This window comes from Massilia solisilvae (genome assembly GCF_024753215.1).
GTDB classification, from domain to species: Bacteria; Pseudomonadota; Gammaproteobacteria; order Burkholderiales; family Burkholderiaceae_D; genus Telluria; species Telluria solisilvae.
The window spans coordinates 464,997-489,495 of record NZ_JANUGV010000002.1 but is presented as its reverse complement, the minus strand read 5'-3'; the positions used below and the strand labels follow the sequence as shown (position 1 = coordinate 489,495).

Here is a 24,499-nt window from a genome sequence, read left to right as displayed (position 1 = left end):
CATGACGGCCGAAACCTGGCTACGCAAGAAGGCCGGCGCCTGGGCCGCGCGCACGACCAGCCGCGACGCCGGCGAAGTGTTCCTTGGCCAGCGCCGCGTGTACATCGTGCCCAGCGGCGCCGGCGTCGGCTTTGCCGCGCTGTTGCTGGTGCTGTTGATCGGCTCGATCAACTACAGCCTGGGCCTGGGCTTTGCGCTCACCTTCACCGCCGGCGCGTGCGCGCTGGTGGACATGATCTCCACCTGGCGCAACCTGGCGCACCTGCACCTGGCCGCCGGCCGCGCGCCCAGCGTGTTCGCGGGCGAGGAGGCGCAGTTCGAGCTGCTGCTGGTGAACCGCACCGGGCGCGAGCGCTACGCGATCGGCGTCGAATTTGACGGCAGCGGCACGGCCGCGCACATGGCCGACGTGCCGGCACGCGGCACCGCCCGTGTGACCCTGTCGATGCCAACCGAGCGGCGTGGCTGGCTGCGCTCGCCGCGGGTGCGGCTGTCCACCCGTTTTCCGCTCGGGCTGTTCCGCGCCTGGTGCTACTGGCAGCCGGAACTCAAGGCGCTGGTCTACCCTGCCCCGGAGGCCGTTGCGCCGCCGCTGCCGACCTCGGGCGCCGGACGCGGCGAAGGGCCGGGCCGCGGCGGCGAGGACGACTTCGCCGGCGTGCGCAGCTACCAGGCCGGCGACCCGCTGCGGCGCCTGGCCTGGCGCCAGATCGCGCGGCTCGACCAGGAACTGGGCGGGCAGCTCGCCACCAAGCATTTCGAGGGTGGCGCGGCCGAACAGCTGGTGATCGACTTTGCGCTGCTGGCGCCCCAGCTCGACCTGGAACTGCGCCTGTCGCGCATGGCGCGCTGGGTGCTGGATGCCGAACAGCGCGCCCTGCCCTACGCGTTTCACCTGGGCGCCGAGCAGTTCGACGCGGCGCTCGGCGCGGCCCACCAGGCGGCCTGCCTGCACGCGCTGGCGCTGTTCGGGGGCGGGCGATGAAGCTGCCGACGCTGGCGACGCCGCTCCCGCGCGACAAGGCCGACACGCTGCTGCTCCTGCTCTCGGCCGTGCTGGTGCTGGCGCCGCACACGCTGCACCTGCCGCTGTGGGTCACGCTGCTGTGCGCAGCCACGCTGGCCTGGCGTGCCGCGATCACGCTGCAGGGGCGGCGCATGCCGTCCTCGCTGCTGTTGCTGCCAGTGGCGGCGCTGGCGATGGCCGGCGTCATGCACAGCTACCACACGCTGCTCGGGCGCGACGCCGGGGTCGCCATGCTGGTGCTGCTGGTCGCGTTCAAGACGCTCGAGATGCACGCCCGGCGCGACCTGTACGTGGTGGTGTTCCTGTGCTTTTTCCTGGTGCTGACGAACTTCTTTTATTCGCAGGCGATCGGCACCGCGCTGATGATGATCGCGTCGGTGGTGGCGCTGCTGACCACCCAGCTGTCGTTCCAGTTCACCGGCAAGGTGCCGCCGCTGTCGGCGCGGCTGCTGATGGGCGGGCGCATGCTGGGCCTGGCCGCGCCGCTTGCGCTCTTGCTGTTCGTGCTGTTCCCGCGCGTGCAGGGGCCGCTATGGGGCATGCCGGGCGATGGCCATGCCAGCGGCCACGGCGGCCTGTCGGACCGCATGGCGCCGGGCCAGATCTCGCACCTGGCGCAGTCCGAGGACACGGCCTTCCGCGTCAAATTCGACGGTCCCGTGCCGGACCAGACGCAGCTTTACTGGCGCGGCCCGGTGCTGGGCGACTTCGACGGCCAGGTCTGGACCCGGGTGCGGTCGCGGCCGGCGCCGGCGCGCTCGCTCGCGCTATCGGTGCGCGGGCGGCCGGTGCGCTACCAGGTCACGCTCGAGCCCTCCAGCGCGCGCTGGCTGTTCGCGCTCGAGATGCCGGATCGCGTGCCCCCGCTCGATGGCAACCTCGCCTTCGTCAGCGCCGAATTCGAGCTGACCGCCGCCTACCCGCTCGAGCAGCGGGTGCGCTACGAGCTGTCCTCGTTCACTCAGTACAGCCTGCAGGCGGGCGAACAGGCCGGCAGGGACGGCGAGTGGCTGCTGCTGCCCTACGGGACCAACCCGCGCGCGCTGGCCGAAGGACAGGCGCTGCGCGCCGAACCCGATCCGCAACAGCGCGTGGCGACGGTGCTGCGCCGCTTTGCGCGCCAAAACTTCGTGTACACGCTCGACCCGCCGCGGCTGGGCGCCGACTCGATCGACGAATTCCTGTACCAGACCCGCGCCGGCTTTTGCGAGCACTACGCCGGCGCGTTCGTGTTCCTGATGCGCGCGGCGGGCGTGCCGGCGCGCGTGGTGACCGGCTACCAGGGCGGCGAGATGAACCCGATCGACGGCTACCTGACGGTGCGCCAGTCCGACGCGCACGCGTGGGCCGAGGTATGGCTGGCCGGGCGCGGCTGGGTGCGCGTGGACCCGACCGCGGCGGTGGCGCCGGAGCGCGTGCGCCGCAGCCTGGCACGGGCGCTGCCGCCGCCGCCCCCGTTCGGGATCGAGGGCCTGGGCCGCCTGATGCAGCTGGACGCCGGCGGCAGCAGCTGGCTGGCGCAGCTGCGCTACGCGGTGAGCGCGGTGAACAACGGCTGGAACCAGTGGGTGCTCAACTACACGCCCGAACGCCAGCGCAGCCTGCTGCAAAACCTGCAATCGGGCCTGCTCGACTGGCGCACTGCTGGCGCGTTCGCGCTCGTGTGCGCGGCGCTGTTTTTCGGCGGGCTGTGGCGCCGGCGCCGCCGCCAGGACCCGGTCGATGCGCTATACTCGGCGCTGTGCAAGCGGCTCGGCCAGCTGGGCCTTGCGCGCGCGATCGACGAAGGCCCGAGCGCCTTTGCCGAGCGCGTGGCCGCCTCCAGCCTGGCGCCCCGCTACCGGGCCGCCGCCGGCGAATTTTTGCGCCGCTACAGCATCTTCCGCTACGGCCGCCATGCGGCCGACGCCAACCTCGTCCCGACACTCAAACGCCTACTCTCGCAGCTCAGATGAAACCGAACGTCCCGCTTTGCCTCGCCCTGCTCGCCCTGGTGGCTGCCAACGCGGGGGCGGTGGCAAAGGACAGCCGCGCGCACCCGCGCGCCAGCGCACAGCACGCCCGCCACGCCAAGCCCGCCCCCGCGATCAGGAAGCCCGCCATCGACTACGAGGGCGAACAGGTCAATTTCAGCGACTGGCAAGCGGTGCGCGAGTTCGAGGACGAGATGGTGGCACGGCACGGATTCGAGCGCGCCAGCCTGGACGCCCTGGTGCGCCAGATGCGCTATGTCGAATCGGCCGTCACCCTGATCAAGCCGGCGCCGCCGGGCAAGCCGAAGAACTGGCACGCCTACCGCGAGCGCTTCATCGAGCCGATCCGCATCAACGCCGGGGTGCGCTTCTGGGACGAGAACGCCGACACGCTGGCGCGCGCCCAGGCCCAATACGGCGTGCCGGCCGAGATCCTGGTGGGCCTGTTGGGCATCGAAACCCTGTATGGCCGCGACACCGGGCGCTTTCGCGTGCTCGATGCGCTTGCCACGCTCGCCTTTGCCTATCCCGAGGCGCCCAACCGGGTCGAGCGCATGGCGTTCTTCCGCAGCGAGCTCGAAAACACGCTGCTGTTCGCGCGCGAGGCCGGGATCGACCCGCTGTCGCTGTCCGGCTCGTTCGCGGGGGCGGTGGGGATGCCCCAGTTCATGCCCGGCAATATCCTGAAGTACGGCGTGGACTTCGACGGCGACGGCCGCATCGACCTGCGCGGCTCGGCGGCCGATGCGATCGGCAGCGTGGCCAACTACCTCGCCCGCCACGGCTGGGACCGCAACGCGGGCGGTCCGCCGGCGATCCCGGCCGAGGTCTCGCCGAGCCGCGCGTGGGAGTCCATGCTCGGTGGCCCGCTGGCGGCGCGCTACAAGCCTTCCGAGCTGGCCGCAGCCGGCGTCAGCATGCAGCTTGCATTACCCGATGACCGACTGTATGGCCTCGTGGACCTGCAGAACGGCGCCGAGCCGACCGAGTACTGGGTGGCCAACGATAACTTCTTTGCTATCACAAACTACAATCGGAGTTTCTTCTACGCCATGTCCGTGATCGAGCTGGGACGTGCCGTAAGGGTTGCCAGAGGTACATAACCGTTGCCGATGCGGAAAGATTTGTAATGATTTGTAACTACAATGTTTCCTGCATAACTCAAAACTCTGGCTTCGCGACACGGATACTACCGGGGAGTACCCTTCCAATGGCCTGAGCATTCTCTAGTGAAATTTCCCTCGCGCCTGAATACTCCCGCCTTTGTTGCCTCTAATGAATTAACTTTTTGAAACGTGCGGCGGTTTCAACGGGATTGCCATACACTTTCATTTACAAAAAAAACAATTATTTTTTCGGTGACTTTGTGAGAGAATTGCATTGCGGCCATTGTTGCGCTAAGACAACGAGACGAGACGATGCTTCATTTTTTTCAACAGTAATCGGACGTTGAAAACCGGAAATTAGTTGTACAATTGAATAGAACTCTTTCAAAAGTGTTACCGGAAGTCGAAACGCCGCCAGCGAGTTCCGCAACCCCAAAATAGGAATGAACGAATCATGACAAACCAAGTCGGCATTGATATGAATAGCGATTCCGAGTCGGATGAGCTGCTGCAGTACAACCCCAACCGCCTGCTGGACACGCTGATCGAGAACCTGCGCCTGAAAAACGACGCTGCCCTGTCGCGCGCGCTGGAAGTGGCACCGCCGGTGATTTCGAAGATCCGCCACCACCGCCTGCCGGTCGGCGCATCGCTGCTGATCCGCATGCACGAAGTCAGCGACCTGTCGATCCGCGACCTGCGCTACCTGATGGGCGACCGCCGCGCCAAGTTCCGCATCAGCGACAAGCAGTTCAAGCCGAAGGAAGGCGCCAAGCCGGCCAGCGGCAACGACGAGCAGGTTTGATCGCCGTGCGCGCCGCCCGGCGCCGCATGACGCGGCGCCATGCGGTGCAATGGCGTTAAGACATCCCGGCCGCCGGCCAGGATGATGATGGTTTAGGCAGGAAACACGCCGGTGGACAGATACCGGTCCCCGCGATCGCAGACGACGAACACGATCGTCGCGTTCTCCACGGTATGGGCGACCCGCAGTGCGACTTCGCACGCGCCCGCGGCCGAGATGCCGCAGAAAATCCCCTCTTCGGCCGCCAGGCGGCGCGCCATGTGCTCGGCGGCAGCCTGGCTGACGTTTTCCATTTGGTCCACACGCGACTTATCGAAAATCCTGGGCAGGTAGGCTTCCGGCCACTTGCGGATGCCCGGAATCGACGATCCCTCTTCCGGCTGGGCGCCAATGATGCGCACCGCCTCGCTTTTCTCCTTCAGGAACTGCGACACGCCCATGATGGTGCCGGTGGTGCCCATGGCGGACACGAAGTGCGTGATGCGCCCGCCGGTATCGCGCCAGATTTCGGGGCCGGTGGTCTCGTAGTGGGCGCGCGGGTTGTCGAAGTTGGAGAACTGGTCGAGGATGACGCCCTGGCCGTCGCGCTGCATCTGCTCGGCCATGTCGCGCGCGTATTCCATGCCGCCGGTCTTGGGCGTGAGGATGATCTGCGCGCCGTACGCGGCCATGCTCTGGCGGCGCTCAACCGACAGGTTGTCGGGCATCAGCAGGATCATCTTGTAGCCGCGGATCGCCGCTGCCATGGCCAGCGCGATGCCGGTATTGCCGCTGGTCGCCTCGATCAGGGTGTCGCCCGGCTTGATCTGGCCGCGCTCCTCGGCGCCCCTGAGCATCGAGATCGCGGCGCGGTCCTTCACCGAGCCGGCCGGATTGTTGCCCTCCAGCTTGCCTAGGATGACGTTGTTGCGCGCGGCGATCTCGGCGCCGGGCAGGCGCACCAGTTGCACCAGCGGGGTATTGCCGATCGTGTCTTCGATGGTCTTGTATGCCATTGCTTGCTCTCTTTGCGTGTCTTGCGGGGTCTGCAAGAAGCCATTCTAATCCGAGACGCAAGATGGCGTATGAGAGGGGTCACGGCCGGCATGGATATACGCGGCCGTTTCGTAGGGTGGGCAGATTTCTGCCCACGCGTTCAACGCCCGGTTGAGCAGACGCAGCGGCGACATACGCCACGCTTGAAACGCGTGGGCAGGAAACCTGCCCACCCTACGGATGCCGATTACCGCTTCGGCATCGGGTAGGTCGCCGGCGACACGTTGCCGTCCTTGTCCACCGCCTGCACGCCGAAGAAGTAGTTGTCCTTCGACAGCTTCAGGCTGGCCTCGGTGACGTTGCCGACGAACTTGGCGCCCTGCCAGAACGGCGCGGTGGTTTCGCGCCACACGATGCGGTAGCCGGCCAGGTCCGGTTCCTTGTTCGGCTCCCACACCAGGGTGGTGTCGTTTTCCAGCTTGTCGGTGCGCGCGCCGACCTTCTGCGGCACGGCCGGGGCCAGCGCCAGCGAGGCCAGCGTGGCCGCGTTCACCTTGGCCACCTTGGCGATGTAGTTATAGTCGTTGAACTCCGGCAGGTCGCCATACACCTTGCCGTTCACGGTGCGCAGGTCCTGGTGCTGGTGGTCGAAATTCTCGTTCGGCTCGGTGAAGCGCACGGCCGCATAGCCATTCGACAGGAACGGGCTGTGGTCGCCGCCGCGCAGGTAGCGGTCGGTGCGGTAGATGACGTTGACCTTGAAGCCCTTCACGTAACGCTCGCCCTGCTCCTTGATGTGGCGCGCGAGCTGGCGGCTGATGGTGTCGTTCTCGCCGCCGGTGGACACCAGCGTGCGCATCGCGTCGCTCATCTCCTTGGCCGGCGGCACCCCCTGTGCGAACAGGCGCACCTGGGTGTCGTCCTTGCGGCCGTCGTCGGCGTGCGAGCTGCCGATGATGTCGTTGTCCAGCATGCCGGCGATGTTCCAGCCGTTCTTCTTCGCTTCCGACGCGTAGTGGTTCGCACCCAGGAGGCCCTGCTCTTCGCCGGCGACCGCCATGAACACCAGGGTCGCGTCGAAGTTGTGCTTGGCCATCACGCAGGCCATCTCCATCACCGCCGCGGTGCCGGATGCGTCGTCGTTGGCGCCCGGTGCGTCGTCGGTGAAGTTCATCACGTCGGTCACGCGCGAATCGTAGTGACCGCTCACCACATACATGCGTTCCTTCGATTCGGCTTGCACGCCCGGCAGCGTCGCGACCACGTTGACCAGCTCGGTCGGGCGCGAAATGCGCGGGCCGCCCTGGTCCATGTAGCTGTCGAACGCGACCTGCATGCGGGTGCCGGCGCCGCAGCGCTCCAGCTCGCTCTTGATCCAGCGGCGCGCAGCGCCGATGCCGCGCGTGTCCGAGGTGGTGTCGGACATCGTGTGGCGGGTGCCGAAGCTGACCAGCTTGCGCACGTACGCCTCGATGCGCTTGGGCGAGATCTCGGAGACGATTTTGTCGATGTCGGCCTGGTGGCGGGTGACGTCGGGCGCTTTGGCGTCGGCAGCGAATGCCGAACCGGCAGCGGCGGCGATCAGGCCGGCCAGCAGGGTCCTGGAAAGGCGGGCGTGGGGCATGAGTATCCTTGTTATCGTTGCGCTTCAATCAAGCCGCAATATCTTCTCATGCAACATGGCAACCCGGATGTCATTACACGCAAAAAAACATATGCATGAATGACAAGATGGTGGGCCGCGGGATCAGGTGGCGGCCCGGGTGCTGCGGAAAAAAGACGCGTCCGGCGCAGGGCCGGACGGCAGGCGGGGGCCAAGCGGCCGCCACGCGGTCTTACATGGCGGCCTTGGCGTCGGCCGGCTTCTTGGCTTCAGGCTTGGCGGGCTTGGCGGCCTTCTCGGTTTTCTCGGTCTTGGCGGTCTTGGTCTCGGTGGTCATCGGCGCACCCTCTTTCGACTTGCCGTTCACCTGCAGCCCGGCGGCGGACAGCTTGGCGGCGTTCTTGTCGCCCACGCCCTTCACGCGCTTCTGGAAATCGGCCCAGTCCTTGAACTCGCCGCCCTTGGTGCGTTCGTCGATGATCTTCTTCGACATTGCCGGGCCCACGCCCTTGACCGAATCCAGCGCGGCGGCATCGGCCTTGTTGACGTCAACCTGGGCAAAAGCGAAGCTCATCGTCGCGACCAGCGTTGCGACTGCCAGCATCAGTTTCTTGATCATTGATTGTCTCCCTGTCGGTAGCGGGACGGCGGGTGCCGGTCCACCGGTACTTAACGAGGCGGACGCGAGCGGCGTTGACAGGGGTTCGCTTGAGCGGGCTCAAGCGATGCCGGGCGGACAGAAGAGTTGCCGAAGAGCAGTGCCAACGCAAAAAACGCCAACACCATCAGCACGTCGTCCCCGCGAAGGCGGGGACCCATGGACAAGTTAAGCAGTGGAAACTTTTGCAGCGGATCTGCACACTCAGCATGGGTCCCCGCCTTCGCGGGGACGACGGTTCAACTGGTGACTAAGAAAGAACCTGCTGCAACTGATTTCGCAGCTCAGCCAAACAACTCCTCGCGCGTGACCGTCGCCGTACCCAGCTTGCCGACCACGATGCCGCCAGCCCGGTTGGCGGTAGCCAGCGCCTCGGCCATCGGCGCGCCGGCGCCCAGCATCACGGCCATGGTCGCGATCACGGTGTCGCCCGCGCCGGACACGTCGTACACCTCGCGCGCGTTGGCGTGCACGTGCAGGATCTCGTCGGCCGTGTACAGGCTCATGCCCTCTTCCGAGCGCGTCAGGAGCAGCGCCTTGAGCCCCAGCTCCTCGCGCAGCGCCTGCGCCTTGGCCGCGAGCTGCTCCTCGCTCTTCCAGCTGCCCACCACGCGCCGCAGCTCGGCCTTGTTGGGCGTGACCAGCGTGGCGCCGGCGTAGGGCGTGAAGTCCTCGCCCTTCGGGTCGACCATCACGATCTTGCCGGCCGCATTGGCCTCCTGGATCATCTCGGCCACGTTCACCAGGCTGCCCTTGCCGTAGTCGGAGAAGATCACCACGTCGCATTGCGGCAGCAGCGCGCGGAACTGCGTCAGCTTGGACTTGAGCACCGTATCGCTGGGCGCGTCCTCGAAGTCGATGCGCACCATCTGCTGCTGGCGCCCGATCACGCGCAGCTTGATGATCGTGGAGTTCCCGGCGTCGCGCTGCAGGTAGCTGTGGATCGACGACTCGGCCAGCAGGCGCTCGACCTGCTCGCCCGCTTCGTCGGCGCCCACCACGCCCAACAGGCCGCAGTTGGCGCCCAGCGCGGCCGCGTTGCGCGCCACGTTGGCGGCCCCGCCCAGGCGCTCTTCGCGTTTTTCGATGCGCACCACCGGCACCGGCGCCTCGGGCGAAATGCGCGAGACGTCGCCGAACCAGTAACGGTCGAGCATGACGTCGCCCACCACCAGCACGCGCACGTCGGACAGCTGTGGCGCGCTGGCCTGCCGGTAGGCGTCGGTATCGAGCAGGCGGCTTGGGATCACGGTCGTCATTTGCGGGTCAGGATGGAACGGCCGATGCCGTGGTATTCGATGCCCTGCTCGGTCATCAGGCGCGGGTCGAACAGGTTGCGCCCGTCGATGATCACCGGCTGCACGAGGCGCGTCTTGATCTCTTCGAAGTCCGGGCTGCGGAACGCCTTCCACTCGGTGACGATCACCAGTGCCTGGGCGCCGTCCAGCGCATCCATCGGCGCATCGACGAAGCGGATGCGCGACAGCTTCTCCGGCGCCAGGTCCAGCGCCAGCACCCGCTTCGCTTCCGGCATGGCCACCGGGTCGTACACGGACACGGTGGCGCCACGCTCGACCAGCTCGGCCAGCAGCACGCGCGAGGGCGCCTCGCGCATGTCGTCGGTGTTCGGCTTGAACGCCAGGCCCCACACCGCGAAGTGCTTGCCCGCCAGGTCGGCGCCGAAGCGCGTCACCACCTTCTCGCCCAGCACGCGCTTCTGGCGGTCGTTGACCGCTTCCACCGCGCGCAGGATCAGGAGCTCACGGTCGTACTGGCGCGCGGTGCGCTCCAGCGCCTGCACGTCCTTGGGGAAGCACGAGCCGCCGTAGCCGGCGCCGGCGTACAGGAAGCTGTAGCCGATGCGCGGGTCCGAGCCGATGCCCTGGCGTACCGCCTCGATGTCCGCGCCCACCTGGTCGGCCAGGTTGGCCAGCTCGTTCATGAACGAGATGCGGGTCGCCAGCATGGCGTTGGCCGCGTACTTGGTGAATTCGGCCGAGCGCACGTCCATCCAGTAGGTGCGCTCGTGATTGCGGTTGAACGGCGCGTACAGCAGCTTCATCATGTCGCGCGCGCGCAGGCCGGCGTGGGTGTCGTCGTGGCCGATCACGATGCGGTCCGGGCGCATGAAGTCCTCGACCGCCGCGCCCTCTTTGAGGAATTCGGGATTGGAGACCACCGAGAACTCGGTGTTGTCGCCGCGCGCGGCCAGCTCTTCGCGCACCGCGGCGGCCACGCGGTCGGCAGTGCCCACCGGGACCGTGGACTTGTCCACGATGACCTTGAAGCCGGTCATGTGGCGGCCGATGTTGCGCGCGGCGGCCAGCACGTACTGCAGGTCGGCCGAGCCGTCTTCGTCGGGCGGCGTGCCCACGGCGATGAACTGCAGCACCCCGTGCGCCACGCTCGCGGCCACGTCGGTGGAGAAGCGGATACGGCCGGCGGCGCGGTTGCGGGCCACGATTTCTTCCAGGCCCGGCTCATGGATCGGGATGCCCCCGCTGTTGAGCAGGTCGATTTTCTTCTGGTCGACGTCCAGGCAAAATACGTCGTTGCCCAGTTCGGCGAGGCAGGCGCCGGTGACCAGGCCCACATAGCCTGTGCCGATGATGGTGATCTTCATTGTTTAGTTCATGACGTTGAGTTCTTCGGTGCGACGCGGCGGGTAGGTTTCCCACCGGTTGCAGCCCGGGCACTGCCAGTAGAACTGGCGCGCCTTGAAACCGCAGTGGCTGCACTGGTAGCGTGCCAGCTTCTGCGTGTAGCCGTGGACGAGGTTCTTGACCATCGACAGCTCTTCCCAGACGTGCGCCGGTGCGTCCATCAGGCGCGCTTCGAGCAGCTTGTCCAGGCCGAGCAAGGTCGGATTGCGACGTAGTTCCTCGACCACAAGTTCTTTGGCAGCTTCCACGCCGTCCAGTTCAATCACGGCCTTGAAAACGACCTCGACCAGATCAATGGATGACGCTTCGGCCAGGTAGGAGCGCAGCAGGTTGACCCCTTCCTGCGCCCGGCCGACCTTGCGGTAGCCGTCCATCAGGCGCGCGGCGACCAGCGCCACGTGCGGCACGCTCTGCTGCTCCACCCGGCGCCAGGCCTTGAGCGCGGCTTCCACATCGCCGTCGGCCAGCAGCGCGTCGCCGTACAGGATCATCGCGCGCACGCTCTTGCGGTCCGAATGCAGGGCTTTCTCGAGCAGCGCCACCGCTTCCTTGGTGTCCATGTGCACCAATGCGTCCTGGGCCAGCTCGCAATAGAACTGGGCAATTTCGCGGTGCATGGCGCCGGCGCCGGATTCCTGCAGGCCCACCGCCGCCTCGATCGCGCGGCGCCACTCCTTTTCGCGCTGGAAGATTTCCAGCAGCGCACGGCGCGCCTGCACGGCATACTGCGTGTCCACCAGCAGGTTGAAGGTTTCCTCGGCGCGGTCGAGCAAGCCGGCCTTCAGGTAGTCCATGCCCAGCTCGTACTGGGCGTGCACCTGCTGCTCGAGCGGCAGGTCGGGACGCGACAGCAGGTTCTGGTGCACGCGGATGGCGCGCTCGGTCTCGCCGCGGCGGCGGAACAGGTTGCCCAGCGCAAAGTGCATGTCGGCCGTTTCCGGGTCGAGCTTGACGATTTCGATAAAGGCGTCGATCGCCTTGTCAGGCTGCTCGTTGAGCAGGAAATTCAAGCCCTTGAAGTACCCGCGCGGCAGGCTGCGCGATTCGGACACCAGTTGTTTGATATCGACCCGGGCCGCGATCCAGCCGAGGGCGAAAAAGACGGGGATGCCGAGCAGCCACCAGATTTCAAATTCCATGCGTTTGTGTTCTTGTGTTTGTGGCGTGTCAGCGCGTGTTCACGGCATCCGGCTGCGGCTGGCTGCTGGCGGTGCCGGCGGCGCTTTGCAGGGCCTGGATGGTGTTCTTGTGCTGCGAGGTCTGGCGGCGCTGGCGGAACACGGTGGGCGTGAGCGCCAGGATGCCCAGCGCGGCGCCGGCCACGAAGAAGGCCAGCAGCATCAGCACCAGCGGGCCGCGCAGCTCGTAATTCAGGAAAAAGTGGAGATCGACTTCCTGCGTGTTCTTCAGGGCGAACCCGAAAAACAGGACGAACAGGATAAATCCAATGATCGTGGTGACAAGTTTCATCAACGGGTCCTGTCGGGTGGTTCAGCAAACATGGCAGTGTCGCATATCTGAGACGATATATCAAAAATGGGGCGCGTCAGGGGCCCCACCCCCGTCGTCCCGGCGAAAGCCGGGACCCATCCCGAGCGTCCGAAGCCGACCAACTCGGCGAAGCCGCACCGCAAGCAACGTCGTCCCCGCGGATGCGGGGCCCATAGACCGCATCCGGTAGCCACGCCGCGTGCAAGCCGGCTCAGCATGGGTCCCGGCCTGCGCCGGGACGACGGTTTTCGGGCTAACGAAGAATATCTTGGGCCAACAATAAAAAAACGGCATCCTGGGATGCCGTTTTCGGTCTGCGCGCGGCAGACGACTCAGTCTTCGATGATCGGTTGCCCGACCATCGCGTCCACCCGCTCACGCAACTGCTTGCCCGGCTTGAAGTGGGGCACCCGTTTTTCGGGCACCATCACCTTGTCGCCGGACTTGGGGTTGCGTCCGATGCGCGGCGGCCGGCTGTTCAGCGCAAAGCTGCCGAAACCGCGGATCTCGATGCGCTGGCCGGTAGCTAGCGCGTTGGTCATCGCATCGAGGATGGTCTTGACAGCAAACTCCGCATCCTTCGCCACCAGCTGCGAATATCTCTCAGCCAGGCGGGCAATCAGCTCGGACTTGGTCATCTGTTCGCCTTAAGGCAAATTAGCCCTTGTTTTCCATCTTGGCTTTCAGCAGCGCGCCCAGGCTGGTGGTGCCCGATGCGGCGCTGGTGTCAGCAGCCAGCTTCTGCATGGCTTCCTGGGTGTCGGCGCTGTCCTTGGCCTTGATCGACAGCTGGATGCTGCGCGATTTGCGGTCCACGTTGATGATCATCGCTTCGACCTTGTCGCCCACTTTCAGGTGGGTGCCGGCATCTTCCACGCGGTCGCGCGAGATTTCCGACGCACGCAGGTAGCCTTCGACTTCGTCGTTCAGCGCGATCACGGCGCCTTTCGGCTCAACCGCTTTGACCGTGCCGGTGACCAGCGAACCCTTGTCGTTCAGGGCAGCGAAGTTGTTGAACGGGTCGCCTTCGAGCTGCTTGACGCCCAGCGAGACACGCTCGCGCTCGACGTCGATGGCCAGCACGACAGCTTCCAGCTCGTCGCCCTTCTTGAACTTGCGCACGGCTTCTTCGCCCGGCTCGGTCCACGACAGGTCCGACAGGTGCACCAGGCCGTCGATGTTGCCCGGCAGGCCGATGAACACGCCGAAGTCGGTGATCGACTTGATCAGGCCCTTGACCTTGTCGCCCTTCTTGTGGGTCATGCCGAACTCGTCCCACGGATTCGGTTTGCACTGCTTCATGCCCAGCGAGATGCGACGACGCTCTTCGTCGATTTCCAGGACCATGACTTCGACTTCGTCGCCCAGCTGCACGACTTTGTTCGGGGCCACGTTCTTGTTGGTCCAGTCCATCTCGGACACGTGCACCAGGCCTTCGATGCCCTGCTCCACTTCCACGAACGCACCGTAGTCGGTCAGGTTGGTGACCTTGCCGAACAGGCGGGTGCCTTGCGGGTAGCGACGCGACAGGCCGGTCCACGGATCGTCGCCCAGTTGCTTGACGCCCAGCGAGACGCGGTTCTTTTCCTGATCGTACTTGAGGACCTTGGCGGTGATCTCCTGGCCAACCGAGAGAACCTCGGACGGGTGACGCACACGGCGCCATGCCAGGTCGGTGATGTGCAGCAGGCCGTCGATGCCGCCCAGGTCAACGAACGCACCGTAGTCGGTGATGTTCTTGACGACGCCGGTGACGACGGTGCCTTCCTTCAGGGTTTCCATCAGCTTGGCGCGCTCTTCGCCCATCGAGGCTTCGATCACGGCGCGGCGCGACAGCACCACGTTGTTGCGCTTGCGGTCCAGCTTGATGACCTTGAATTCCAGGGTCTTGCCCTCGAACGGGGTGGTGTCCTTGACCGGACGGGTGTCAACCAGCGAACCCGGCAGGAATGCGCGGATGCCGTTGGTCAGGACGGTCAGGCCGCCTTTGACTTTACCGTTCACGGTACCGGTGACGATTTCACCGGATTCCATTGCTTTTTCCAGGGCCAGCCACGATGCCAGGCGCTTGGCCTTGTCACGCGACAGGATGGTATCGCCGAAACCGTTTTCCAGCGATTCGATGGCCACGGAAACGAAGTCGCCTACTTTGACTTCCAGTTCGCCCTGGTCATTCTTGAATTCGTCGATGGGGATGAAAGCTTCCGACTTCAGGCCGGCGTTGACGATCACGAAGTTGTGGTCGAGACGCACGACTTCGGCGGAGATCACTTCGCCCGAACGCATGTCCTGGCGCGACAGGGATTCCTCGAAGAGGGCGGCAAAGCTTTCCATACCAGAAGCTTGGGTGGTTGCAGTAGACATGTAAAAAGGTACTTTAAGGTTAGCCAGCAGGCCGGCAATATGCGGCACTGAACTGGGTCAGGGTTAAACAACACCTGCGGGGTTCCGCAGGCACCAAAACAGCGCTTGTGGCGCGAAAACATCCAACTACTTAAGCCGACGTGGTGGCGCAGAAGCAGCCCCCACTTTTACCAGCGTCGTCCCGGCGCAGGCCGGGATCCATGCTGAGCTTACCGACGCCGCCCGGCGGAATCACCGCCAGCGCTTCTGCGACCTCAGCATGGGTCTCCGCCTGCGCGGAGACGACAAGCGCCACTGAGCGGGCTTCCCCCTCAGCGGCGAATTATTGTTTTTCGGCGTACCACCGCAACACCTGCTCCACCGCCTGTTCGGCCGTGATGTTGGAGGAATCGAGGATATACGCATCTGCCGCCGGCGCCAGTGGCGCAACGGCGCGTTTGGTATCGCGCTCGTCGCGTGCCTGCAAATCGGCCAGCAGATCGTCCATATTAGCAGAAAACCCTTTGCCAATCAATTGCTTATACCTGCGTTCGGCGCGCGCAGCAACACTTGCGGTCAAGAACACCTTCAGTTTGGCGGTCGGAAAGATCACGGTGCCCATGTCGCGCCCGTCGGCGACCAGCCCCGGCGCCGTCCGGAAGCGCAGCTGCAGGCCAAACAGCGCCTGGCGCACGGCCGGCAGCGCGGCGATCCTGGACGCGGTATTGCCCACCTCCTCGACGCGGATCGCCTGGGTCACGTTCTCCTGCCCCAGGAACACGTCGTGGCCGACAAAACTGCAGTTCAGGTGCTCGGCCACCTTGGCCAGCGCGTGCTCGTCGGACATGTCGATCGCGCGGCGGATCGCCGACAGCGCGGTCAGGCGGTACAGCGCGCCCGAATCGAGCAGGTGGAAACTGAGCCGTTCGGCCACCTTGGCCGCCACCGTGCCTTTGCCGGACGCGGTCGGGCCATCGATGGCGATCACCGGGATGTTGGAGTTGGGCATTTGTTTTTGTCGGTTCAAGGACGCGGGTCAACGCATCAAAATAACTCGTTTTTCGCGATCTTCGAAAACGTTTCGAAATATTCGGGGAAGGTCTTCGCCACGCACTTGGGATCGTTGATGCGGATCGCATTGCCGCGCCGCGCCTTGCCGTCCAGGGTGGCAAGCGAGAAGCACATCGCCATCCGGTGGTCGTCGTAAGTGTCGATCGTGGCCGGCCGGATCTCGTCGGGCGGCGTAATGCGGATGTAGTCCGCGCCCTCTTCCACGATCGCGCCCAGCTTGCGCAGCTCGGTCGCCATCGCCGCCAGACGGTCGGTCTCCTTCACGCGCCAGCTGGCGATGTTGCGCAGCGTGCTGGTGCCGTCCGCGTACAGCGCGGCCACCGCGATCGTCATCGCCGCGTCGGGAATGTGGTTGAAGTCCGCGTCGATCGCCTTGAGCACGCCGTTCGATTGCGCCTCGATCCAGTTCTCGCCGCGCGTGATGGTCGCCCCCATCTTCTCCAGAGCGTCGGCAAAGCGCACGTCGCCCTGGATGCTGTCGCGGCCCACGCCAACGACACGCACCGGGCCGCCGGCAATCGCGCCGGCCGCCAGGAAGTACGACGCCGACGACGCGTCGCCTTCGACGTGGATGCTGCCCGGACTCTTGTAGCGCTGGCCCGGCTGCACGGTGAACGACTGCCAGCCGTCCTGCTCGACGGTCACGCCAAAGCGGCGCATGAGGTTCAGCGTGATCTCGATGTAGGGCTTGGAGATCAGTTCGCCGACCACGTCGATGCTGACGGCGCGGTCCCTGGCCATCAGCGGCGCGGCCATCAGGAGCGCAGTCAGGAACTGGCTCGACACGTTGCCGCGCACGGACAGCCGCTCGGCCTCGATATGGCCGCGACGGATGTGCAGCGGCGGATAGCCCGGCGTGCCGGTGTACTCGATGCGCGCGCCGACGGCGTTGAGCGCATCGACCAGGTCGCCGATCGGGCGCTCGTGCATGCGCGAGACGCCGTGCAGCTTGTAGTCGCCGCCGATCACCGCCAGCGCCGCCGTCAGCGGCCGGATCGCGGTGCCCGCGTTGCCCATGAAGAGGTCGGCCTCGTGCACCGGCAGCACGCCGGCGCCGCCATGCACGAAATTGGTCCGCTCGTCGACCTCGTCCCACTTGATGCCCAGTGAGCGCAGCGCGCCCAGCATGACCATGGTGTCGTCCGACGCCAGCAGGTCGTGGATGGTGGTGTTGCCCTCGCTGAGCGCGGCCAGCAGCAGCGTGCGGTTGGAGATGCTTTTCGAACCCGGCAGGCGCACCGTGCCTTCCACGTGCATCACCGGCGGCAGGTCGAGGTGCTCGGGGTAGTGTTTTTGCTGCGTCATTTAGTTTCCTGATTCTTGAGCAGGGCGCGGCTCGGCGGCCTCGATCGCCTCGATCCAGTTGCGGCGCGCGCGCTGGGCATTGGCGTACACGCCTTCCAGCGCGGCCGCATCGCTGGCCGCGAGCATGGCCCGCAGCTTGGTCAATTGTGCCAGATACGCGTCCAGCTCCACGAGCAGCGCGTCACGGTTGGCCATGCTGATGTCGCGCCACATCTCCGGCGACGAGCCGGCGATGCGGGTAAAGTCGCGAAAACCGCTGGCCGCATACTGGAACAGCAGGTCGGCGTGCGGCTTGGCGGCGATGTCGTCCACCAGCGCGTAGGCCAGCAGGTGCGGCAGGTGGCTCACGGCGGCGAACACCTTGTCGTGCTCTTCAGGCGCCAAGCGGTGGATGATCGCGCCGCACAGGCGCCAGGCCTGGGCCACGCGCTCGACCGACGCGGCCTGGTTTTCCGGCAGCGCCGTGATCACGGTCTTCTTGCCGCGGTACAGGCCGGCCAGCGCCGCGTCCGGTCCGTTGGACTCGCGGCCGGCGATCGGGTGGCCCGGCACGAACTGGGCGATGCGCTCGCCGAGCACCGCGCGCGCGGCGGCGACCACGTCGGACTTGGTGCTGCCCGCGTCCGTGATGATCGTGTGCGGCTCCAGCCACGGCAGCAGCGTCGCCAGGATCGGGCCGGTCTGCGCGACCGGGGCGGCGATGAGCACCAGGTCGGCGCCTTGCATCGCCGCTTGCGCCGACTGCGCCACCGCATCGATGATGCCCAGCTCCTTTGCGCGCGCCAGCACGCCGGGCGAGCGGCCCATGCCGACCACGGTCCGGACCGCGCCGGCCTGCTTGAGCGCCAGCGCGAACGAGCCACCGATCAGGCCAACGCCAACGATGACAATCTTATCGAACATTCAGCCCAGCGCCCTCTTCAGCGCCGCGATGAAGGTCGCGTTCTCGTCCGGCAGGCCGATCGAGATGCGCAGCCATTGCGGCAGGCCGTAGTTGCCGACCGGGCGCACGATCACGCCCTGCTTGAGCAGCACCAGGTTCACGCGCGCGCCCGCGCCGTCGTCGTTGCCGACCTTGACCAGCACGAAGTTGCCGTACGACGGCACGTATTCCAGCCCCAGCTCGTCGAACGCGGCGGTGAGCTGCTTGTAGCCCTCGGCGTTGTTCTGCGCGCCCTTGGCCAGGAACTCCTTGTCGTTCAGCGCCGCGACCGCGGCAGCCTGCGCCAGCGAGTTCACGTTGAACGGCTGGCGAATGCGGTTCATCAGGTCCGTCACGGCCGGCTGGGCGATGGCAAAGCCCACGCGCAGGCCCGCCAGGCCATACGCCTTGGAGAAGGTGCGCGAGACGATCAGGTTCGGGAACTTGCGCACCCACTGCGACGACTCGAACTGGTTTTCCGGCGCGAGGTATTCGTTGTAGGCCTCATCGAGCACCACGATCACGTTGGCTGGCACCCTGGCCAGGAAGGCTTCGATGCGCGCGGCCGGGATGAAGGTGCCGGTCGGGTTGTTCGGGTTGGCGATGTACACGAGCCTGGTGTCGGCCTCGATGGCGTCGGCCATGGCGTCCAGGTCGTGGCCGTACTCGGCCGCCGGCACCACGATGGCGCGGCCGCCCACGCCTTGCGTGGCCAGCGCGTACACCGCGAACGAGTACTGCGAGAACACCACCGACTCGCCCTTTTGCACGAACGCGTGCGCGGCGATCTCGAGGATGTCGTTGCTGCCGTTGCCCAGCGTGATCCAGTCGGCCGGCACGTCGTAGCGCTTGGACAGCGCGGCCTTGAGTTCGAAACCGTTCGCGTCCGGGTAACGCCCCAGTTCGGCCGCGGCTTGCGCCATCGCTTGCTTGCTCGACTCCGGAATGCCGAACGGGTTCTCATTCGATGCGAGCTTGACGATATTGGCCTCGTCGAGCCCGAACTCGCGGGCGACTTCAGCGATGGGTTTGCCGGCCTGGTAAGGGGCGATGGCGCGAACGTAATCTGGACCGAATTGCGACATAAGTACTCTCGAATGATGGTTTAAAGGCTGACCGGGTAGGAACCGAGGACCTTGAAGAAGGCGGCGTTCTGCTTCAGTTCCTCGAGCGCCCTGGCGACGTTGGCGTCCTGCACATGGCCCTCGACGTCCACGTAGAAGTAGTACTCCCAGGTGCCGATGCGCGCCGGGCGCGACTCGAAGCGCGTCATCGACACGCCGTGCTTTGCCACCGGTGCGAGCAGGTCGTACACGGCGCCGGCCTTGTTGGGCACGGCCAGCACCAGCGAGGTGTGGTCGCGGCCGGACGGGTTGGTGTGCAGCTTGCCGATCACCACAAAGCGGGTGCGGTTGTGCGGGTCGTCCTGGATGTGCGCCTCGACCACGCCGAGCTTGTACTGCTCGCCCGCCATTTCACTGGCGATGGCGGCGATGCTCGGGTCCTGGCTGGCCATGCGGGCCGCCTCGGCGTTCGATGCCACGGCGCGGCGCTCGATGTCCGGGTGGTGCAGGTTGAGCCAGACCTGGCACTGCGCCAGCGCCTGCGAATGCGCGCACACGACGGTGACGCCTTCCATGGTGCCGGTTCGGGTCATCAGGCTGTGGTGCACGGGAATCGACACTTCGCCGCTGATGACGGTGGTGGTACCAAGCAGCAGGTCGAGCGTGCGGTTGATCGCGCCTTCGGACGAATTTTCGACCGGGACCACGCCAAAGTCGGCGGTGCCGGCCTCGGTAGCGCGGAACACCTCGTCGATCGAGGCGCAGGGCATGCCCTCGATGGCGCTGCCGAACTGCTTGTACACGGCTTCTTCGCTGAAGGTGCCGGCCGGGCCGAGGTAGGCCACGGTCACGCGTTTTTCCAGCGCGCGGCAGGCGGACATGATCTCGCGAAAGATGGTCTGCACGTCGCCGTTCTTGAGCGGGCCGGGATTGCGGTCGGCCACGCCGCGCAGCACCTGCGCTTCGCGCTCGGGGCGGAACACGGGGGCGTTGGTTTCGGCCTTCACGTGGCCGACTTCCTGCGCCACGCGGCCACGGCGCGACAGCAGTTCCAGGATTTGCGCGTCGATCTCGTCGATCTGCTGGCGCAGGGGTTTCAGTTTGTCTGTCATCGTTCTGCTTGTCTTATCGATCGTTTGGCGTGCGTTGACCGCGTGGGCAGGAAACCTGCCCACCCTACAAGACACGCTGCGGCCCGCGTAGGGTGGGCAGCTTCGCTGCCCACGCGTCCAACCAGCTCTCGCGTACCGCGCGGCTCAACGCCCCGCAAACTCGTTCAAATAATCGACCAGGGCTTGCACACCCTCGATCGGCATCGCGTTGTAGATCGATGCCCGCATACCGCCGACGGACTTGTGGCCCTTCAGTTGCAGCAGCCCGCGCGCCTTCGCGCCGGCCAGGAATTGTTCGTTCAGTGATTCGTCGCGCAGGTAGAACGGCACGTTCATGCGCGACCTGTACTCTTTGGCCACCCGATTCTGGTAAAAATCGTCGGCGTCCAGCGCCTCGTACAGCAGGCGCGCTTTCTCGATATTGCGCTGTTCCATCGCGGCCACCCCGCCCTGGCGCTTGAGCCAGTCGAACACCAGGCCCGCGATGTAGATCGCGTAGGTCGGCGGGGTGTTGTACATCGACTCGTGTTCGGCCACCGTCTTCCAGTGGAAGGCCGAGGGGCAGATCGGCAGCGCGTGCTCGAGCAGGTCCTCGCGCACGATCACCAGCGTCAAGCCGGCCGGGCCGATGTTCTTTTGCGCGCCGGCGAAGATCACGCCGTACCTGGACACGTCGATCACGCGCGACAGGATGTGCGAGGACATGTCGGCCACGATCGGCACGTCGGCCGACACCTCGGGCACGAAGTTGTACTCGACGCCGTCGATGGTCTCGTTGGTGCAGATGTGCAGGTAGGCCGCATCTTGGGTGAGCTTCCACGACGCTTGCGGCGGCACGGCGGTGAAGCCGTTGTCCTTGGCGCTGGCGGCCACGTTCACGTTGGCGTAGCGGGCCGCTTCCTTGAGCGACTTGCCCGACCACGAACCGGTGTGCACGAAGTCGATGGTGGCCGGCTGCGCGCGCCGCCCGGCCAGGTTGAGCGGCACGATCGCGTTCTGGCCCAGGCCACCGCCCTGCTGGAACAGGATCTTGTAGTTCGGCGGGACGTTCAGCAGTTCGCGCAGGTCGGCCACCGCCTGCTTGTAGATCGAGATGAATTCGGGACCGCGGTGGCTCATCTCCATCACCGACATGCCGCTGCCGTGCCAGTCGAGCATTTCGGACGCGGCTTGTTGAAGGACTTCGCGCGGCAGCACGGCGGGGCCGGCGGAGAAGTTGAAGATGGGAGTGGCGGTCATGGTTTCTACGGTGTTGATGTCGGGCTATGCGATTGATTGTCGCACAAACCTGCACCCTCTACCGTCGCCCCCGCGGAGGCGGGGGCCCATAGACGGTGCGAGTATTCGGGCTGTCCATGGGTTACCGCCTGCGCGGGAACGACGGGGTAAGGCAAACAATGGAGGTTACTGGTCGCCCTGCTCGGTCGGTGCGTCGCCTTCGGCTTCTTCCTCGACGTCGCTCTCCATCACGCGCTGCAGGCCGGACAGCCTGGTGCCGTCCTCCACCGCGATCAGGGTCACGCCCTGGGTGGCGCGGCCCATCTCGCGGATCTCGGACACGCGGGTGCGGATCAGCACACCGCCGGTCGTGATCAGCATGATCTCGTCCTTCTCCTGCACCAGCGTGGCGGCGACGACCTTGCCGTTGCGCTCGCTGGTCTGGATCGCGATCATGCCCTTGGTGCCGCGGCCGTGGCGGGTGTATTCCAGGATCGGGGTGCGTTTGCCGAAGCCGTTCTCGGTGGCGGTGAGCACCGACTGCTGCTCGTTCTCTGCCACCAGCAGCGCGATGACCTGCTGACCATCTTCCAGGTTCATGCCGCGCACGCCGCGCGCGTTGCGGCCCATCGGGCGCACGTCGTTCTCGTCGAAGCGCACGGCCTTGCCGGCATCCGAGAACAGCATCACGTCGTGCTCGCCGTCGGTCAGCGCGGCGCCGATCAGGAAGTCGCCTTCATCCAGGTCCACCGCGATGATGCCGGCCTTGCGCGGGTTGGAGAAGTCCTTCAGCGGGGTCTTCTTCACGGTGCCCAGCGAGGTGGCCATGAACACGTAATGGTCTTCAGGGAACTTGCTGTTCGGGCCAGACAGCGGCAGGACGACGGTGATCTTCTCGTTGTCCTGCAGCGGGAACATGTTCACGATCGGCTTGCCGCGCGAATTGCGCGAGCCCTGCGGCACTTCCCACACCTTCAGCCAGTACATGCGGCCGCGGTTGGAGAAGCACAGGATGTAGTCGTGCGTGTTGGCGATGAACAGCTGGTCGATCCAGTCGTCCTCTTTGGTCGCCATCGCTTGCTTGCCGCGCCCGCCGCGCTTCTGCGCGCGGTATTCGGACACCGGCTGCGCCTTCATGTAACCCGAGTGCGAGAGGGTCACCACCATGTCCTGCGGGGTGATCAGGTCTTCGGTCTCGAGGTCGGTGGCGTTGTGCTCGATGGTCGAGCGGCGGGTGTCCTTGCCGTTCTCGGTGTAGTCCGTCTTGATCTGGGTGAGCTCGTCGCTGATGATCGTGGTCACGCGCTCGGGCTTGGCCAGGATGTCGAGCAGGTCGGCGATGTGCTCCATCACTTCCTTGTACTCGTTGACGATCTTGTCCTGCTCAAGGCCCGTCAGGCGCTGCAGACGCATCTGCAGGATTTCCTGGGCCTGCTCGTCGGACAGCTTGTACAGGCCGTCCGGCTGCATGCCGTAGTGCTTGGGCAGGTGCTCGGGGCGGAACGCCTCGATGCCGCCGGCGGCGCCGGTCTCGGTGCGGGTGAGCATGTTGCGCACCAGGGAAGAATCCCAGGCGCGCTGCATCAGCTCGGTCTTGGCGATCGGCGGCGTCGGCGCGGCCTTGATGATCGCGATGAAGTCGTCGATGTTGGCCAGCGCCACCGCCAGGCCTTCCAGCATGTGGCCGCGCTCGCGCGCCTTGCGTAGCTCGAACACGGTGCGGCGGGTAACCACTTCCCGGCGGTGCGACAGGAAGCACTCGATCATCTGCTTCAGGTTGAGCAGCTTCGGCTGGCCGTTGACCAGCGCCACCATGTTCATGCCGAAGGTATCCTGCAGCTGGGTCTGCTTGTACAGGTTGTTCAGCACCACCTCGGGCACTTCGCCGCGCTTCAGTTCGATCACCACGCGCATGCCCGACTTGTCGGACTCGTCGCGGATGTCGGAGATGCCTTCGAGCTTTTTCTCGCGCACGTTTTCGGCGATGCGCTCGAGCAGCGATTTCTTGTTCACCTGGTACGGCAGCTCGTCCACGATGATCGCGGTGCGGTTGCCGTCGCGGCCCACTTCCTCGAAGTGGGTCTTGGCGCGCATCACCACACGGCCGCGGCCGGTGCGGTAGCCGTCGCGCACGCCCGAGACGCCGTAGATGATGCCGGCGGTCGGGAAGTCCGGCGCCGGGATCAGTTCGATCAGCTCGTCCACCGAGCAGTCCGGCGTGCGCAGCACGTGCAGCGCGCCGTTGATGACCTCTGCCAGGTTGTGCGGAGGAATATTCGTCGCCATGCCCACGGCAATGCCCGACGAACCGTTGATCAAGAGGTTGGGGATCTTGGTCGGCAGGACGGTCGGTTCCTTTTCCTTGCCGTCATAGTTGGGCTGGAAGTCGACCGTGTCCTTGTCGATGTCGGCCAGGATCTCGTTGGAGATGCGATCCAGGCGGCACTCGGTGTAACGCATTGCCGCGGCGCTGTCGCCGTCGATCGAGCCGAAGTTGCCCTGCCCGTCCACCAGCGTGTATCGCAGCGAAAAGTCCTGCGCCATGCGCACCAGCGTGTCGTAGATCGAGGCGTCGCCGTGCGGGTGGTACTTACCCATGGTGTCGCCCACCACGCGCGCGCACTTCACATACGGGCGGTTGTACACCGTATTGCTTTCATGCATCGAATACAGCACGCGCCGGTGCACCGGCTTCAAGCCGTCACGCACGTCCGGAAGGGCGCGCCCCACGATCACGCTCATTGCGTAATCGAGGTAGCTCTTGCGCATCTCTTCTTCGAGGGAAATCGGGACTGTTTCTTTTGCGAATTGATCCATTGGAAGGGTCGACTGCTTTCAGGCTGTGGTTATGAGTTACAAGCGTTCGATTCTACCACGCGCGCTATGGCAACTGCGCAATTCGCTCAGGGCAGCAGCCGGCACAGCACGACGCGCGGGCGAGTTGTCAAGCACCCCCGCGCACGAGTCCGCCATGTTGCGAGGAAACAACGCAGCCGTACTTATGCGCTGGGTTTGATTTAGCGCGAGGCGTGCTGCTCTGGCCGATATGGCAAAATGGCCGAGAACTTAATTGCTTGTTTCACAATGCGAAACAAACACAACAGGCATGGTGTTACCATCCTGAACATGTACGCACCAGTTTTGTGCGGTTTCGCGGGATATC

The 24,499-nt window shown here is 65.5% G+C and carries 20 protein-coding genes; 4 read left to right on the top strand and 16 right to left on the bottom strand.

Translation table 11 applies throughout. From position 1 onward, the window contains the following. The first annotated feature begins 1 nt into the window (after position 1). From NX773_RS10400 to NX773_RS10385, 4 genes are all read left to right on the top strand, one after another. Positions 2-985, top strand: a complete 984-nt coding sequence (locus tag NX773_RS10400; protein ID WP_258856258.1) for a DUF58 domain-containing protein — start codon at positions 2-4, stop codon at positions 983-985. Beyond that, complete coding sequence (locus tag NX773_RS10395; protein ID WP_258856257.1) at positions 982-2,982, top strand: transglutaminase TgpA family protein; 2,001 nt, start codon at positions 982-984, stop codon at positions 2,980-2,982. The genes NX773_RS10400 and NX773_RS10395 overlap by 4 nt, the downstream gene beginning before the upstream one ends. Next, positions 2,979-4,103, top strand: a complete 1,125-nt coding sequence (mltB, locus tag NX773_RS10390) for a lytic murein transglycosylase B (RefSeq protein ID WP_258856256.1) — start codon at positions 2,979-2,981, stop codon at positions 4,101-4,103. Before NX773_RS10395 ends, mltB begins: the two co-directional genes overlap by 4 nt. 457 nt (positions 4,104-4,560) lie before the next feature. Next, a complete protein-coding gene (locus NX773_RS10385) occupies positions 4,561-4,911 on the top strand; it encodes a hypothetical protein (protein ID WP_258856255.1) in 351 nt (116 codons plus the stop codon). A gap of 92 nt (positions 4,912-5,003) precedes the next feature. Here the strand turns inward: NX773_RS10385 and cysM are convergent, their stop codons facing one another. The 16 genes from cysM to gyrA form a co-directional block, all read right to left on the bottom strand. Further along, on the bottom strand, positions 5,004-5,906 hold the full coding sequence (gene cysM, locus NX773_RS10380; RefSeq protein ID WP_258856254.1) for a cysteine synthase CysM: 903 nt from the start codon (positions 5,904-5,906) through the stop codon (positions 5,004-5,006). 227 nt (positions 5,907-6,133) lie between these two features. Then, complete coding sequence (locus tag NX773_RS10375; protein ID WP_258856253.1) at positions 6,134-7,510, bottom strand: M28 family peptidase; 1,377 nt, start codon at positions 7,508-7,510, stop codon at positions 6,134-6,136. Between the two features lie 211 nt (positions 7,511-7,721). Next, on the bottom strand, positions 7,722-8,108 hold the full coding sequence (locus NX773_RS10370) for a ComEA family DNA-binding protein (protein WP_258856252.1): 387 nt from the start codon (positions 8,106-8,108) through the stop codon (positions 7,722-7,724). 323 nt (positions 8,109-8,431) lie between these two features. After that, entirely contained in the window at positions 8,432-9,406 is a 975-nt protein-coding gene (gene rfaE1 / locus NX773_RS10365) for a D-glycero-beta-D-manno-heptose-7-phosphate kinase (protein ID WP_258856251.1), read from the bottom strand. Next, entirely contained in the window at positions 9,403-10,770 is a 1,368-nt protein-coding gene (locus NX773_RS10360) for a UDP-glucose dehydrogenase family protein (protein ID WP_258856250.1), read from the bottom strand. Before NX773_RS10360 ends, rfaE1 begins: the two co-directional genes overlap by 4 nt. A gap of 3 nt (positions 10,771-10,773) precedes the next feature. After that, positions 10,774-11,949, bottom strand: coding sequence for a lipopolysaccharide assembly protein LapB (lapB, locus tag NX773_RS10355; RefSeq protein ID WP_258822388.1), 1,176 nt, complete (start codon positions 11,947-11,949; stop codon positions 10,774-10,776). 28 nt (positions 11,950-11,977) lie between these two features. Continuing rightward, positions 11,978-12,280: a LapA family protein gene (locus NX773_RS10350; protein WP_258822389.1), complete on the bottom strand. Its 303-nt coding sequence runs from the start codon at positions 12,278-12,280 to the stop codon at positions 11,978-11,980. A 353-nt stretch (positions 12,281-12,633) separates the two neighbouring features. After that, a complete protein-coding gene (locus NX773_RS10345; protein WP_258856249.1) occupies positions 12,634-12,939 on the bottom strand; it encodes an integration host factor subunit beta in 306 nt (101 codons plus the stop codon). A gap of 19 nt (positions 12,940-12,958) precedes the next feature. Further along, on the bottom strand, positions 12,959-14,665 hold the full coding sequence (gene rpsA, locus NX773_RS10340; protein ID WP_258822391.1) for a 30S ribosomal protein S1: 1,707 nt from the start codon (positions 14,663-14,665) through the stop codon (positions 12,959-12,961). A 322-nt stretch (positions 14,666-14,987) separates the two neighbouring features. Continuing rightward, complete coding sequence (cmk, locus tag NX773_RS10335; protein WP_258856248.1) at positions 14,988-15,653, bottom strand: (d)CMP kinase; 666 nt, start codon at positions 15,651-15,653, stop codon at positions 14,988-14,990. Between the two features lie 35 nt (positions 15,654-15,688). Next, entirely contained in the window at positions 15,689-17,020 is a 1,332-nt protein-coding gene (gene aroA, locus NX773_RS10330) for a 3-phosphoshikimate 1-carboxyvinyltransferase (protein ID WP_258856247.1), read from the bottom strand. After that, on the bottom strand, positions 17,021-17,923 hold the full coding sequence (locus NX773_RS10325; RefSeq protein ID WP_258856246.1) for a prephenate dehydrogenase: 903 nt from the start codon (positions 17,921-17,923) through the stop codon (positions 17,021-17,023). It abuts the gene before it with no gap. Further along, a complete protein-coding gene (gene hisC / locus NX773_RS10320) occupies positions 17,924-19,027 on the bottom strand; it encodes a histidinol-phosphate transaminase (RefSeq protein ID WP_258856245.1) in 1,104 nt (367 codons plus the stop codon). A gap of 20 nt (positions 19,028-19,047) precedes the next feature. Continuing rightward, complete coding sequence (gene pheA, locus NX773_RS10315) at positions 19,048-20,118, bottom strand: prephenate dehydratase (RefSeq protein WP_258856244.1); 1,071 nt, start codon at positions 20,116-20,118, stop codon at positions 19,048-19,050. A gap of 144 nt (positions 20,119-20,262) precedes the next feature. Next, positions 20,263-21,357: a 3-phosphoserine/phosphohydroxythreonine transaminase gene (serC, locus tag NX773_RS10310; RefSeq protein ID WP_258856243.1), complete on the bottom strand. Its 1,095-nt coding sequence runs from the start codon at positions 21,355-21,357 to the stop codon at positions 20,263-20,265. A gap of 165 nt (positions 21,358-21,522) precedes the next feature. Continuing rightward, complete coding sequence (gene gyrA / locus NX773_RS10305; protein ID WP_258856242.1) at positions 21,523-24,153, bottom strand: DNA gyrase subunit A; 2,631 nt, start codon at positions 24,151-24,153, stop codon at positions 21,523-21,525. Between the last annotated feature and the right edge of the window lie 346 nt (positions 24,154-24,499).

Coding starts and splice junctions, on each gene's coding strand:
- NX773_RS10400 (WP_258856258.1), top strand. CDS start 2: ATGACGGCCGAAACCTGGCTACGCAAGAAGGCCGGCGCCTGGGCCGCG.
- gyrA (WP_258856242.1), bottom strand. CDS start 24,153: ATGGATCAATTCGCAAAAGAAACAGTCCCGATTTCCCTCGAAGAAGAG.
- hisC (WP_258856245.1), bottom strand. CDS start 19,027: ATGTCGCAATTCGGTCCAGATTACGTTCGCGCCATCGCCCCTTACCAG.
- aroA (WP_258856247.1), bottom strand. CDS start 17,020: ATGACGCAGCAAAAACACTACCCCGAGCACCTCGACCTGCCGCCGGTG.
- pheA (WP_258856244.1), bottom strand. CDS start 20,118: ATGACAGACAAACTGAAACCCCTGCGCCAGCAGATCGACGAGATCGAC.
- NX773_RS10370 (WP_258856252.1), bottom strand. CDS start 8,108: ATGATCAAGAAACTGATGCTGGCAGTCGCAACGCTGGTCGCGACGATG.
- cmk (WP_258856248.1), bottom strand. CDS start 15,653: ATGCCCAACTCCAACATCCCGGTGATCGCCATCGATGGCCCGACCGCG.
- serC (WP_258856243.1), bottom strand. CDS start 21,357: ATGACCGCCACTCCCATCTTCAACTTCTCCGCCGGCCCCGCCGTGCTG.
- cysM (WP_258856254.1), bottom strand. CDS start 5,906: ATGGCATACAAGACCATCGAAGACACGATCGGCAATACCCCGCTGGTG.
- rfaE1 (WP_258856251.1), bottom strand. CDS start 9,406: ATGACGACCGTGATCCCAAGCCGCCTGCTCGATACCGACGCCTACCGG.
- NX773_RS10395 (WP_258856257.1), top strand. CDS start 982: ATGAAGCTGCCGACGCTGGCGACGCCGCTCCCGCGCGACAAGGCCGAC.
- mltB (WP_258856256.1), top strand. CDS start 2,979: ATGAAACCGAACGTCCCGCTTTGCCTCGCCCTGCTCGCCCTGGTGGCT.
- NX773_RS10375 (WP_258856253.1), bottom strand. CDS start 7,510: ATGCCCCACGCCCGCCTTTCCAGGACCCTGCTGGCCGGCCTGATCGCC.
- rpsA (WP_258822391.1), bottom strand. CDS start 14,665: ATGTCTACTGCAACCACCCAAGCTTCTGGTATGGAAAGCTTTGCCGCC.
- NX773_RS10350 (WP_258822389.1), bottom strand. CDS start 12,280: ATGAAACTTGTCACCACGATCATTGGATTTATCCTGTTCGTCCTGTTT.
- lapB (WP_258822388.1), bottom strand. CDS start 11,949: ATGGAATTTGAAATCTGGTGGCTGCTCGGCATCCCCGTCTTTTTCGCC.
- NX773_RS10345 (WP_258856249.1), bottom strand. CDS start 12,939: ATGACCAAGTCCGAGCTGATTGCCCGCCTGGCTGAGAGATATTCGCAG.
- NX773_RS10385 (WP_258856255.1), top strand. CDS start 4,561: ATGACAAACCAAGTCGGCATTGATATGAATAGCGATTCCGAGTCGGAT.
- NX773_RS10325 (WP_258856246.1), bottom strand. CDS start 17,923: ATGTTCGATAAGATTGTCATCGTTGGCGTTGGCCTGATCGGTGGCTCG.
- NX773_RS10360 (WP_258856250.1), bottom strand. CDS start 10,770: ATGAAGATCACCATCATCGGCACAGGCTATGTGGGCCTGGTCACCGGC.